Source organism: Mesorhizobium sp. P2_B5 (assembly GCF_056404775.1).
On sequence record NZ_JBFUDJ010000005.1, the window covers coordinates 423,807 to 436,546 of the forward strand.

General features: G+C 64.5%; 12 protein-coding genes. 6 read left to right on the forward strand and 6 right to left on the reverse strand.

Features of this window, described 5'->3' with window-relative positions:
* Positions 1 to 9: 9 nt before the first annotated feature.
* Positions 10 to 912 carry a histone deacetylase family protein gene (locus AC1D1N_RS19885; RefSeq protein ID WP_477350504.1) on the reverse strand — a complete coding sequence of 301 codons (903 nt, stop codon included), beginning with the start codon at positions 910 to 912 and terminating at the stop codon, positions 10 to 12.
* 133 nt (positions 913 to 1,045) lie between these two features.
* Here AC1D1N_RS19885 and AC1D1N_RS19890 point away from each other — a divergent pair, with 133 nt between their 5' ends.
* Positions 1,046 to 2,383 carry an MATE family efflux transporter gene (locus AC1D1N_RS19890; RefSeq protein WP_477350530.1) on the forward strand — a complete coding sequence of 446 codons (1,338 nt, stop codon included), beginning with the start codon at positions 1,046 to 1,048 and terminating at the stop codon, positions 2,381 to 2,383.
* On the opposite strand, the gene AC1D1N_RS19895 is transcribed toward AC1D1N_RS19890, so the two are convergent.
* A complete protein-coding gene (locus tag AC1D1N_RS19895) occupies positions 2,380 to 3,456 on the reverse strand; it encodes a quinone-dependent dihydroorotate dehydrogenase (protein ID WP_477350506.1) in 1,077 nt (358 codons plus the stop codon). The genes AC1D1N_RS19890 and AC1D1N_RS19895 overlap by 4 nt on opposite strands.
* Entirely contained in the window at positions 3,453 to 3,803 is a 351-nt protein-coding gene (locus tag AC1D1N_RS19900) for a DUF952 domain-containing protein (RefSeq protein WP_477350508.1), read from the reverse strand. The genes AC1D1N_RS19895 and AC1D1N_RS19900 overlap by 4 nt, the downstream gene beginning before the upstream one ends.
* Before the next feature lie 106 nt (positions 3,804 to 3,909).
* Between AC1D1N_RS19900 and AC1D1N_RS19905 the strand changes: the two genes are divergently transcribed.
* Both AC1D1N_RS19905 and AC1D1N_RS19910 read left to right on the forward strand, forming a co-directional pair.
* The gene (locus tag AC1D1N_RS19905; protein ID WP_436258014.1) at positions 3,910 to 4,344 is read left to right on the forward strand and encodes a hypothetical protein; all 435 of its coding nucleotides are present in this window, start codon (positions 3,910 to 3,912) and stop codon (positions 4,342 to 4,344) included.
* A 101-nt stretch (positions 4,345 to 4,445) separates the two neighbouring features.
* On the forward strand, positions 4,446 to 5,105 hold the full coding sequence (locus AC1D1N_RS19910) for a response regulator transcription factor (protein WP_436258015.1): 660 nt from the start codon (positions 4,446 to 4,448) through the stop codon (positions 5,103 to 5,105).
* Positions 5,106 to 5,158: 53 nt separating this feature from the next.
* Here the strand turns inward: AC1D1N_RS19910 and AC1D1N_RS19915 are convergent, their stop codons facing one another.
* Entirely contained in the window at positions 5,159 to 5,803 is a 645-nt protein-coding gene (locus AC1D1N_RS19915) for an O-methyltransferase (RefSeq protein WP_436258016.1), read from the reverse strand.
* 94 nt (positions 5,804 to 5,897) lie between these two features.
* On the opposite strand from AC1D1N_RS19915, the gene AC1D1N_RS19920 reads away from it, so the two are divergent.
* The gene (locus AC1D1N_RS19920; RefSeq protein ID WP_352587376.1) at positions 5,898 to 6,530 is read left to right on the forward strand and encodes a TetR/AcrR family transcriptional regulator; all 633 of its coding nucleotides are present in this window, start codon (positions 5,898 to 5,900) and stop codon (positions 6,528 to 6,530) included.
* A 245-nt stretch (positions 6,531 to 6,775) separates the two neighbouring features.
* Here AC1D1N_RS19920 and AC1D1N_RS19925 read toward each other — a convergent pair whose 3' ends face one another.
* Positions 6,776 to 10,264 carry a PAS domain-containing hybrid sensor histidine kinase/response regulator gene (locus AC1D1N_RS19925; protein WP_477350511.1) on the reverse strand — a complete coding sequence of 1,163 codons (3,489 nt, stop codon included), beginning with the start codon at positions 10,262 to 10,264 and terminating at the stop codon, positions 6,776 to 6,778.
* 254 nt (positions 10,265 to 10,518) lie between these two features.
* Between AC1D1N_RS19925 and mscL the strand changes: the two genes are divergently transcribed.
* Together mscL and AC1D1N_RS19935 are read left to right on the forward strand one after the other, a co-directional pair.
* On the forward strand, positions 10,519 to 10,941 hold the full coding sequence (gene mscL, locus AC1D1N_RS19930) for a large conductance mechanosensitive channel protein MscL (RefSeq protein ID WP_023669649.1): 423 nt from the start codon (positions 10,519 to 10,521) through the stop codon (positions 10,939 to 10,941).
* 208 nt (positions 10,942 to 11,149) lie between these two features.
* Complete coding sequence (locus AC1D1N_RS19935; protein ID WP_112565495.1) at positions 11,150 to 12,316, forward strand: pyridoxal phosphate-dependent aminotransferase; 1,167 nt, start codon at positions 11,150 to 11,152, stop codon at positions 12,314 to 12,316.
* An 18-nt stretch (positions 12,317 to 12,334) separates the two neighbouring features.
* On the opposite strand, the gene AC1D1N_RS19940 is transcribed toward AC1D1N_RS19935, so the two are convergent.
* Positions 12,335 to 12,740: aminotransferase class I/II-fold pyridoxal phosphate-dependent enzyme (locus AC1D1N_RS19940; RefSeq protein ID WP_477350513.1), on the reverse strand; the 406-nt coding region annotated here is incomplete at its 5' end.

The window sequence follows — 12,740 nt, forward strand, 5'->3', positions numbered from 1 at the left end:
TTTCGTTCCTCAGGCGAAGGTCGCCGCCACCTCGAACAGGATGGCGTGGCGGGCCGCCAGTGCTGCCACGTCGGTTGAATAGCCGCCGCCGATGACGCCGCAGACCGGAATGCCCAGCGCGCGGAAATGGCCGATCACCATCGCGTCGCGGGCGCGCAAGCCATCATCGCTGAGCGAGAGTCGGCCAAGCCGGTCCTCGGCATGGACGTCGACACCGGCATTGTAGAAGACGATGTCCCAACGCGCCTTGGCCGAGAGCTCCGGCAGGATGGCGCCCAGCCGTTCGAGATAGGCGGCATCGCCGGTGCCGTCCGGCAGCGCGACGTCGAGATCGGAGGCGATCTTGCGCGCGGGATAATTGCGCTCGCCATGCATGGAGAAGGTGAAGGCGCGTGGTTCGTCTTTCAGGATGTTCGCGGTGCCGTCACCCTGATGCACGTCGAGATCGACGATCAGGATGTTTTCGGCGGCACCTTCGGCGCGCAGCACCAGCGAAGCGACGGCGACATCGTTGAAGGTGCAGAAGCCGGCGCCCTGCGCGCGCCGCGCATGGTGGCTGCCGCCGGCGGTGTTGCAGGCAATGCCGTTGACGAGCGCCAACCGCGCCGCCAGCACCGTGCCGCCGGCGGCGAGCTGCGCCCTGAGCGAAACGCGTGGCCCCACGGGAAAGCCGATCTCGCGCTCGATCTTTTCAGGCACCGAACACGTGATGACCTGGTCGACATAGTCGGCCGAATGCGCAAGCTTCAGCCAGGAGGCCGGCGCCGGCTCGGGCATCGACAGCGCCTCGGCCTGGATCAGACCCCGCACGTGCAAGGCCTGCATGAGCAGCGGATATTTGCTCATTGGAAAGCGATGATTGACGGCGAAGCCGGCGTCGTAATCGGGGTGGTGGACGATCTGCAGGGGCATGCACTGGATCCGGCGGGCTCGCGCCAGGCCGAAGATTTCGGTTGGCCCTCACGACAAGGGCAATTGCGCGGTGGCCGGAAAATGGGGCACATCGGCTGTTCGATCAAGCCGCAATCAGCAAGGCAGCAATCCTCTGGACACGGGTGCAACCCCAGCCGACGCGAGACCTTTCGCCGTCACCAATCGTTCGGTGCTCGCCATCGCCGTGCCGATGACGCTCGCCTATCTGACGACGCCCTTGCTCGGCATCGTCGACACGGCGGTGGTCGGCCAGTTCGGCGACGCCGCCCTGCTCGGCGGCCTGGCGGCCGGCGCGCTGGTCTTCGACGTCGTCTTCAACACCTTCAATTTCCTGCGCTCCGGCACCACCGGCCTCGTCGCCCAGGCTTTCGGGCGAGGCGACGAAACGGAGGAGCAGGCGGTGTTCTGGCGCGCCGTGCTGATCGCCGTCGCCGCCGGCGTCGCGCTTGTCGCCCTTGCGCCGCTGATCGCCATCGCAGGCCAGAAATTCATCGGCGGCGAAGCGCGCGTCAGCGAGGCGATGGGCGTCTATATCAGGATCAGGATGCTCGCCGCCCCCTTCGCGCTGATCAACTACGCCATCCTCGGCTATGTGCTGGGGCGCGGCGAGGGCGGGCTGGGGCTGATGCTGCAGGCGGTGCTCAACGGCATCAACATCGTGCTCTGCATCCTGCTCGGCCTGAAGCTCGGCTGGGGCGTCGCCGGTGTCGCCTGGGCGACCGTCACCGGCGAATTGCTGGCCATGCTGCTGGGCCTCGCGATCATTGTCTGGCGGTTCCGGGCCGCACCGCGCCTGCCGCGGCATCGCCTGCTCGACATGGCTGCCTTGCTGCGCATGCTGTCGCTCAACCGCGACATCATGATCCGCTCGTTCTCGCTGCTCGCCGCCTTCGCGCTGTTCACCCGCCAGAGCGCGCAGTTCGGCACGCTGACGCTGGCCGCCAATGCCATGCTGATGAACTTCTTCCTTGTCGCCGGCTATTTCCTCGACGGTTTTGCCACGGCGGCCGAACAGTTGGCCGGACGCGCCATTGGCGCGCGCGCCGAAACCTCGTTCCGCCGGGCGGTGCGCCTGACCCTGTTCTGGGGGTTCGGCCTGGCGGGAACCGCGACGCTGATCTTCTGGCTCGGCGGCGCCGGCCTGGTCGCCCTGATTACCACGTCGCAGGACGTTCGCGACGTCGCGGATGTCTATCTGCCATGGGCGGCCCTGACGCCACTCAGCGGCGTGCTGGCCTTCCAGATGGACGGCGTCTTCATCGGTGCGACCTGGTCGCGCGACATGCGCAACATGATGCTCTTGTCTTTCCTGGCCTTCAGCGCCGCATTGTTCACCTTGGCGCCGTCCCTGGGCAATCACGGCCTGTGGGCGGCGCTGCACGTCTTCCTGCTGGTGCGCGGCTTCAGCCTGCTGACGATTTTGTCGCGAAGGGTGCGCACGGCCTTCTAGAGCGGCTTTGCAGTCCACCGTTCGAGACCGGCATCGCGCAGTTCGCGCAGCGACTTGAGCCGCTCCTTGTCGGCAAATCGCACCATCCCGGTCAGAATTCGCCCCGGCAGCGCAGGGCCGGCATAGATCATGCCGGTATAGAGCTGCACCAGATCGGCGCCGGCGCGGATTTTCTCCAGCGCGGTCTCAGCGGAATCGACGCCGCCGACGCCGATGATGGCGCGCTCCGGCCCGAGCAGCTTGCGCATCTTGGCCAGCACGATGGTTGAGCGTTCGAACAGCGGCTTTCCCGAGAGACCACCGGCTTCGCCGGCGACAGCCGCGCTTCGTAATCCGGTCCGCGCCAGCGTCGTGTTGGAGACGATGACGCCGTCGATCTGCTTCTCGCTGATCTCGGCGGCGATGTCCTCCAGTTCGGCCTCGACCAAATCAGGTGCGATCTTAAGGAAGATCGGCGGTTTTGCCGAAGCTGCCGCACGCGCAGCAACAACGCGCGCCAAAAGCTCGCCGAGCTGTTCGCGCGCCTGCATGGTGCGCAGGCCGGGCGTGTTTGGCGACGAGATATTGACGGTGAGATAGCTGGCGTATTTCGCAAAGCGCGAGACGCCCAACTCATAGTCACTGACGCGGTCGGCGCTGTCCTTGTTGGCGCCGATGTTGACGCCGACGATGCCGCCACGCCCCTTGCGTGCGGCAAGGCGCCTCTCGGCGGCCTCGTGGCCCTCATTGTTGAAGCCCAGCCGGTTGATCACTGCATCATCCTCAGTCAGCCGGAAAATGCGTGGCTTCGGGTTACCCGCCTGCGGCAGCGGCGTCACCGTGCCCACTTCGGCGAAACCGAAGCCAAGGCCAAGCAGCGCGTCGGGCACTTCGGCATTCTTGTCATAGCCGGCGGCCATGCCGAGCGGATTGGGAAAGGCGAGGCCACATAGGCTGACCTTCAGCCTGTCGTCGCGTACTGCCCGCGCGCCGACCGGCAGGCCGCAGCGCAGTGCGGCGATCGACATGCCATGCGCCGTTTCCGGATCGAAGGTGAACAGCAGTTTCTGGCCGATGCGGTCGAGCACGCTCATTCGGCCTCCAGCGCCGGGAATTGATGTTCGCCGTCGGCGCCGAGCGGCAATGGTTTCACCCAGAGGACGGCGTTCATGTCGAGCACGCCATAGAGATGCGGGAACAGCGCGCCGCCACGCGAGACCTCGTATTTCAGGGCATCACCCAGCCGAGCCCCGTCAATGGCGACCAGCACCAGATCCGTCTGGCCGGCGAAGTGCTTGGCCGCCGTCTCGCGTGCTTGTCCTGCGGTGGAGAAATGGATGAAGCCGTCGGCGATGTCGATCGGAGCGCCGGTGAAGCGGCCGTTTTTCTCGGCCTCGCGCCAAAGCGCTTCGGGCGCGATCTTGTAGATAGTCTGAGACATGGCTGCGCTATAATCCGGATGGCTCATGCGGGGAAGGGCAACTCTTCCGCATTTACGGCGCAAAGCTGTGATAGGTTCACGTACACTGGCTCGTGGAGGATGAAACATGCGTCTGCAGCACATACTGATCCCCGCCGCACTGGTCTCGCTGGTCGCGGCATCGGCCTGGTCCGAGGAGACCGATCGCTACCGGCTGGAAAAATCGGCCAATGGTTATGTCCGCATGGACACCCAGACCGGCGCCATGTCGATCTGCGAGGAACGCTCCGGCCAACTGGTCTGCAAGATGGCGGCCGACGAACGTGCCGCCTTCCAGGACGAGGTCGACCGTTTGCAGGCCTCGATGAAGGCCATGGATGAGCGCGTCACCAAGCTGGAGAACTCGCTGTCCGCCCGCCTCGAATCGAAATTGCCGAGCGAGGAGGATTTCGACAAGACGATGAATTACATGGAGCGTATGCTGCGTGGCTTCATGGGCATCGTCAAGGAGATGGACAAAGATAATGGCGACGGCGCCAAGCTCAATTCGCAAAAGACCTGAGCCGCATCCGGCCATTGCCGCTTGAAAACAGAACGCTTCGCCGCATAATCGTCCGGTCCCGCAAAAGCCGATAATCAACAACGGGATTTGGGGAGGAATATTTGCCGTCGGGCTACACCTTCGTCATCGCCGACGATCATCCGCTTTTTCGCGGCGCGCTGAAAGAGGCGCTTGCCGGCGTCGGTGATGTTGCCGCCATCCATGAGGCCGGCGATTTCGAAAGCGCCAAGGCGCTGGTCGTGGCCAATGAGGATGTCGACCTGGTGTTGCTCGATCTGTCGATGCCGGGCGCCAGTGGCCTGTCCGGCCTGATCTCGCTGCGCGGTATCCACCCGGCTGTGCCTCTGGTGGTGGTGTCGGCGCATGATGACCCGGTGACCATCCGGCGCGCGCTCGATCTCGGCGCCTCAGGCTTCATCTCCAAATCGGCCAGCATGGAGGAGATCCGCAGCGCTGTGCAGACGGTGCTGGCCGGCGATATCGCCGCGCCCGTCGGCATCGATCTCGGCGTCGAGCGCGACCCCGAAATATCGGACCTGATCAAGCGGCTGCAGGCGCTGACGCCGCAGCAGACGCGCGTGCTCGGCATGCTGGCCGAAGGCCTGCTCAACAAGCAGATCGCCTATGAGCTCAGCGTCTCAGAAGCGACCGTCAAGGCGCATGTCTCGGCCATCCTGCAAAAACTCGGCGTCGACAGCCGCACCCAGGCGGTGATCCAGCTGTCCAAGATCGGCAGCGATCCGCTGCAGCCGGTGAGCTGAGCGCCGGAGCGCTCAGCTTTGTTCGGTTGCCGGCAGCCAGTCCGCCAGCGGCTTCAGCTAAGCCGCACCGACAGTTCGACGTCGTCGCCGAACGGCCTCGACATGTAGCCCGATGCCGGCGCGCGCACGCGCTCCAGATATTCGGGGCTGAAATCGGCGTTGTCGGCGATCACCAGCGCGCCGGGCCTGAGCCGGCTTTCGACCAGGCTCAGGATCTCCGGATAGATCGCCTTGGCACCGTCGAGCAGCAAGAGATCGATCGTTTCAGGGAGATCGGCGCTGAGCGTCTGCAATGCGTCGCCTTCGCGGACTTCTACCAGATCGATAAGGCCGCCCTCTGTCAGATTGGCCTTGGCCCGCATCACCTTGGAGGGCTCGAACTCGGTGGTGATCAGACGGCCGCCGCCATTGTCCCTCAGGGCGGCTGCCAGATAGAGCGTCGAGATGCCGAACGAGGTGCCGAACTCGATGATGACGCGAGCGCCGCTGCTGCGCGCCAGCATGTAGAGCAGCGTGCCGGTCTCCGGCGAAACCGCGAGCCACAGGTCCTTCAGCCGTCCGTAGAAGTCGACATACTCGGTCTTGCTGCGCAGCAGGCGCTCCCGCTCGTCGCGCGAGAAGCTGGCGGGGCTCGTCGCCGCTTCCGCCTCCTTGAACAGGCGGGCGAGCAGGGGTGCGAGCGGGGTGAGGGTGGTCATCGGAGTCTCCAGTCGAAAAATCATTGCGTTCTTGTGTCGTGCTGAAAATACGAATAATCCTTCAGGTTTCCAATTCGCATTGCCGGACAGCACGATGGCCGAACGTCCAAGCCTTTCTATTTCCTCGCGAAAACAGCCCAAGCAGGCGCGTGCGGTCGAGCTTATCTCCGCGATTTTGGAAGCTGCTGTTCAGGTTTTGGCGAGCGAAGGCGCGCAGCGTTTCACCACCACGCGCGTGGCCGAAAGGGCCGGCGTGAGCGTCGGTTCGCTCTACCAATATTTTCCCAACAAGGCCGCACTGCTGTTCCGGCTGCAGAGCGACGAATGGCAGCAGACGACCGACCTTTTGTGCGCCATTCTTCAGGACGTCGAAAAGCCGCCGCTCGAACGGATACGCATCCTGGTCCACGCCTTCATCCGCTCGGAATGCGAAGAGGCGGGGTTGCGCGTGGCGCTGAACGACGCTGCGCCCCTCTACCGGGATGCGCCAGAGACGCAAGAGGCAAGGGCCATGGCGGACCGCACGGTCGAGGCCTTCATGCGCGAGGCGTTGCCCGAAGCCTCGGATGCGGTCCGGGACCTCGCCGCCGACCTGATCACGGCTGCGCTTAGTTCGGTAGGAAAGGATTTTTCAGGCAGCCCTCGCACCGACGCGGAGATCGAAGCCTATGCCGATGCGATGGCCGACATGTTCTGCGCCTATATTGCGAGCCTTGGGCATAGCTGAGGAGTGGGCTTCGCATAGGGCGCTCCCCCCTCTCCGTCTCGGCTTCGCCGAGCCACCTCTCCCCCGCTCCCGCGGGGGCGAGGAACCCAAGCTTATGAAGGTCGCGACCTCTGCGATTGGCGTTTCCTCGCCCCCACAAAGTGGGGGAGAGGTGGCCCGGGCGAAGCCCGAGACGGAGAGGGGGCTGGCACGGCCCTATGCGATAGGGTGAGGCCCCCTTTCGCAAGAACCCATATCCGACGCTACTATTCCGCCGCCGAAGCCAGCGGCCTGACCCTGGCCATCATCGAGCGCAGCACCGCCGGTTTGAGCGGCTTGTTGATCACCGGCACGTCAAGCGCGGCGGCGGCGGCGCGGACCTCGGTGGAGCGGTCGGCGGTAACCAGCACGGCCGCTAGGTCGCGGCCGTGGATGTCACGTAGCCGCGCGATCACGTCGAGACCGCTCCTGCCGTCGAGATGATAGTCGGCAAGCACGATGTCGGGGCGATGGATGTCGGCCCGGGCGAAATCCTCCGAGCCGGAAAACGTACCGACGCTGCAGCCCCAGCCTTCGAGCAAAAGCCGCATGCCGTCGAGGATGCGGGCATCGTTGTCGACGCACAGCACATGGAGTCCGGCTAGCGAGGTAGTGGCGCGGGCAGGCGCCTTGGGCTCGATCTCGCGCCGCGGCGCCTGCATCGCCGCAACCGGCAGGATTACGGAAAAGCGCGTGCCTTTGCCCGGGTTGGAAAAGATCCGAATCTCGAGCCTGAGCACCCGGGCGATACGGTCGACGATGGAGAGGCCGAGGCCAAGGCCCTCAGCCTCGCGCACGCCTTCGTCGAGCCGGGTGAACTCGTTGAAGACCGTGTTCAGCTTGTCGCCAGCAATGCCGATGCCGGTGTCGATCACCTGGATCTCGGCGAGCTCGCCGCGCCGCCGCACGCCGACGAGGATGCGGCCATGGCGCGTGTATTTGATGGCGTTGGAGATCAGGTTCTGGATCAGCCGGCGCAGCAGATTGCGGTCCGTCATCACGCTGAGCGACGAGGCCATGATCGTCAGGTCGAGTTTCTTTTCGGCGGCCAGCGGCTGAAAATCGTTGCCGATTTGGCGCAGCAGCCCGTCCAGGCGGAAGGCGCTGTCGTCGGGCTTCATCGCGCCGGCGTCGAGGCGCGAAATATCGAGCACGGCGCCTAAGATCGTCTCGACCGATTCCAGCGAGGATTCGATGTTGACGGCGGCCTTGCCCGCCGGGCCGTTGCCGGCCTTTTCGATCAGCGACGAGCAATAGAGCCGGGCGGCGTTGAGCGGCTGCAGGATGTCGTGGCCGGCGGCGGCGAGGAAGCGCGTCTTGCCGAGATTGGCCTCCTCGGCCAGCATCTGCGCCTGCGCCAGTTCCTCATTGACGCGCGTCAGTTCGATGGTGCGCGTCTTGACCCGCTGCTCCAGCGATTCATTGGCCCGCTTCAGCGCCAGGTCCTGTTCGACGCGTCCCGAAATGTCGGCATAGGTGGCGACGATGCCGCCATCCGGCATCGGGTTGGAGCGCAGTTCCAGGATGCGGCCGCTGGTCTTCAATTCCATCTGCCACGGGCTGACGAAGCTGGTCAGCCGGTTGAGCATCGCCACGCGCTGGTCGGCCGGGATATCGCCGCGCTCGGCCAGGTGGCGCAGGATACGGTCGAGCGAGACGCCGACCTGACCCATCTCATCGGGCAGGTCGAACAGCGCGCGATATTGTCTGTTCCAGCAGATCAGGCGGAAATCCCGGTCGAAGACGGTGATGCCCTGTTCCATCTGGTCGAGCGCTATCTGCAGCAGGTCGCGATTGTGCTGCAGCGCCTCGGTGGCGTCGTCGAGCAGGCGGAACGCATCCTTGGATTCGCGGTCGTTGCGGCGAAACAAAAGCGACAGGATCAGCCGCGCCGAAGACGAGCCGACCGCGCTCGCCAGCAGCTGCTCGGAAAAGCGGATGACATCCATGCTGGCCTGCTCATTGCCGTGCAGCGAGACGCCGGTGCTTTTCTCGAAGGACTCGAAGGAGCGCTCGGTGCGCTCGACGCCGAGATAGCGCGATATGGTGTCCTTGAGGAGGTTGACGGTAATGGCGGTGCGGAAGCGGCGCAGGCTGGGCATCGGGCTGGACTCGCGCGGCACGAAGATTGACGCCTGGATGCGCTCCAGCGGCACCGACGCACGCGACAGTGAGCCGAGGACAAAAAACAGCGTGTTGACGGACAGGCTCCAGAGCACGCCGTGGTTCAACGGCTCGGCGAGGGTGCCGAACAAGGCCTGCGGCCGCAGCGCCTCGAAGCCGAACAGCCCTTGCACGACGATGTCGGCATCGGGCGCCGACAGCGAAGGCAAAAGCAGCGTGTAGCCCCAGACGAGGATGCCGGCGACCATGCCGAGTGCAGCACCCCGGCCATTGGCGCCGCGCCAGATCAGCCCGCCGATCAGCGCCGGCGCAAACTGGGCGATGGCCGCAAACGACATCAGCCCAATCGACGACAGCCGCACCGCGTTGGTGCTTTCGCGGTAGTAGAGGAAGGCGATGAACAGCAAGATGAAGATCGCGCCGCGCCGTACGTTGAGAATCAGCGTCGACCAGTCCTCATTTTCCGAGGTCGTGGTCTTGAGCAGGCGGCGCACGAAAAGCGGGATGACGAGATCGTTGGAGATCATGATCGATAGCGCCACGCTTTCGACGATGACCATGGCGGTGGCCGCCGACAGGCCGCCGATGAAGGCCGCCATGGCGAGCACGTCATGGCCGCTGAACAGAGGCAGCGACAGTACGTAGAGATCGCTGCTGGTCCTGGTGCCGACCAGTGACAGGCCGGCGAAGGCAATCGGCAGCACGAACAGGTTGATCGCCACGAGATAGAGCGGAAACACCCAGGTCGCGGTGCGCAGCTCAGCCTCGCCGCGGTTCTCGACGATGGTGACGTAGAACTGGCGCGGCAGCATGATGATGGCAAAGCCGCTCAGGCAAGTCAGCACCAGCCAGGTGGCGAGCGAGGTGTTGTAGCCCATCGCCTGCCGCACCTGGTTGTTTTCGGCGAGCTTCGCGATCATGTCGCCCGGTCCGCCGAAGATCAGGAAGGTGACCATCAGGCCGATCGCCAGGAAGGCGGCGAGCTTGACCACGGTTTCGACCGCCACCGCCAGCACCAGCCCGTCCTGGTGCTCGGTGGCATCGGCGTGGCGGGTGCCGAACAGCACGGCAAACAGCGCGAGCAGCATGGCCACGACCAGCGAGATGTCACTGACGAACGGATCGAAGGACGGCGGCGATCCCGTATAGTGCTCGACCATCAGGCCGACCGAACCGGAAATCGCCTTCAACTGCAGCGCGATATAGGGCACAGCGCCGATGGTGGCGATCAGCGTGGCGATCGCCGAGACGGCAAAACTCTTGCCGTAGCGGGCGCCGAGGAAGTCGGCGATCGAGGTAATCTTCTCGCTCTTGGCCAGCCGCACGATGCGGTTGAGCAAGGGAAAGCCGAACACGAACACCAGCACCGGGCCGGTATAGATGCCGAGGAATTCGAGGCCGCGCTCCGACGACAGGCCGACCGAGCCGAAGAAGGTCCAGGACGTGCAGTAGATGGCGAGGCTGAGCGCGTAGATGAAGGGCCGGGCACGGCCGGGCCCGGAAGCCGCCGAACGCCGGTCGCCGAGGCTGGCGATGACGAACAGCAGCGTCACATAGGCGACGGCAATGATGACGATGAACCAGCCCTGCACGGCCCGAAAGTCCTCCCACAGCCAATATTCATCCGGCCTGACCAGACGCAATCACAGCTTTGGGGTCGAGTCCATCGCGGCTTTCGGCGAATGGCGGCTGCCGGTCACCCGTCGCGCCATGACCTAAGGTAAGGAGAAAGCGGAGTTTTCCGGCTTTTGCTTCTGTTGCAACCGCAGGTTTTTGTTATGGTATGCGCGGGCCGGCGCCGGAGGACGGCGGCAGCAGCGCGGCCCGCCATGACAAGGAGGGTCGAATGCTGAAAGAATTCCAGGAATTCATTTCCAAGGGCAATGTGATGGACCTGGCCGTTGGTGTCATCATCGGCGCCGCCTTTGGCAAGATCGTCACTTCGCTGGTCGACGACGTCATCATGCCGATCGTCGGCGCGATCTTCGGCGGACTGGATTTCAACAACTATTTTCTTGGACTTTCCTCGGCTGTCAACGCCCCGACACTGGATGCGGCAAAGGGGCAGGGCGCAGTCCTGGCCTATGGCAGCTTCATCACCGCGACCCTAAACTTCCTCATCCTCGCTTTCATCATCTTCCTGATGGTCAAGGCGGTGAACAATCTGCGCAAGCGGCTTGAGCGCGAGAAGCCCGCCGCCCCGGCTGCTCCGCCGCCGGCCGATGTCGCTTTGCTCACCGAAATTCGCGATCTCCTCGCCAGGAAATAGCCCAAGGTCAGATTTTCTGGACCAAAACCCCGGTCGTTCGCGGCCGGGGTTTTCTGTTTTCGTATCTGCTAAGAGCAATTCCAGGAAAAGTGTGAAACGGTTTTCCGTCCGGAATTGCGTAAAAACAAAGACATGGAGCGGTTCGGCGTTTCCTTCAAACGATGAACCGCTCTATGAGCACTCGCTCGATATCAAAACGGACCTGTCCATGACCCTGATCGATAGCTTGCGCGCCGAAGCGGTGGCCGCCCCTGAAAGCGGCATTGTCGCCGTCGTCAATTACGGCCGTACGCGCGAGGGCATGATCCCGCTCTGGGCCGGTGAAGGCGACCTGCCGACGCCTGCTTTCATCTCGGAGGCTGCCGCCAAGGGGCTCGCCAATGGCGAGACCTTCTACACCTGGCAGAAGGGCATTCCGGAGCTCAGGCAAGCGCTTTCGCGCTACTATGCCAGGCATTTCGGCAAGAATTTCGCCGAGGAGGAATTCATCGCCACCGGCTCCGGCATGCATGCCATCCAGCTGGCGCTCGCCGCTGTCGCCGGCAGCGGCGACGAGGTCGTCTATCTGTCGCCGGCCTGGCCGAATTTCGCCGCTGCCGCCGGCGTTTCCGGCGCTACTCCCGTTGCGGTCACGCTCGACCAGTCCGGCAATGGCTGGTCCTGCGACGTCGACAAGATAGCGGCCGCTATCACGCCACGCACCAAGGCGCTGTTCGTCAACACGCCGTCCAACCCGACTGGTTGGACCGCCGACAGGGAAACGCTGCAGGCAATCCTCGACCTGGCCCGCGAAAAGGGCCTGTGGATCATCGCCGACGAGATCTATTCGCTGTTCCACTACGGCCACGGCCGCGCGCCGTCCTTCCTCGACATTTCGACCGCGGAAGACCGCATCCTGTTCGTCAACTCCTTTTCCAAGAATTGGGCGATGACCGGCTGGCGCATCGGCTGGATCAAGACCCATCCCGACCTGCAGCAGGTGTTCGAGAACCTGATCCAGTATTCGACCTCGGGCGTCGCCCAGTTCATGCAGCGCGGCGCCGTCGCCGCCCTCGACTACGGCGATGCCTTCATCGTCGAGCAGGTGGAGCGCGCGCACGCGGCACGCGATCTGGTCTGCGGCATAATCGGCGCCACCGGCAAGGCGCGGTTCACCGTGCCGCAAGGCGCGTTTTATCTGTTCTTCACGGTCGACGGCCTCACCGACCCGCGCCGGGCCGCCTTCGACATCGTCGACAAGGCCAATGTCGGCCTGGCCCCCGGCACCGCCTTCGGTCCCGGCGGCGAAGCGTTTTTGCGGCTGTGTTTCCACCGCCGGCTCGACCAGCTCGAGGAAGCGGCGCAACGGCTGGCGGGATGGATGAAGACTGTTTGAGGTAAACCGACGGCGGCTTCAGCCGCCCGACTTCGGCACCAGCAGGGGAACAATCCTGTCGCTCTTTGCCACAGCGGGCCGTCCGGCGGAGCCATAGGGGATGCCCAGCGCATCCCAGGTCTCGACCAGCGCGTCCTGCAGTCCCGCAATCAGCGCATCGGAATGGAACGGCGTCGGCGTGATGCGCAGCCGCTCGGTGCCGCGCGGCACGGTCGGATAGTTGATCGGCTGGATGTAGATGCCGTGCACGCCAAGCAGGCGGTCGCTGGCCATCTTGCAGGCCTCCGGGTCACCGACCAGCACCGGCACGATATGGGTGGGCGACTCCATTACCGGCAGGCCGGCGGCAGCGAGAACCTCCTTGGTCCGCGTCGCCTGGCGCTGCTGCGCGTCGCGCTCGACCTGCGAGCGCTTCAGGTGGCGG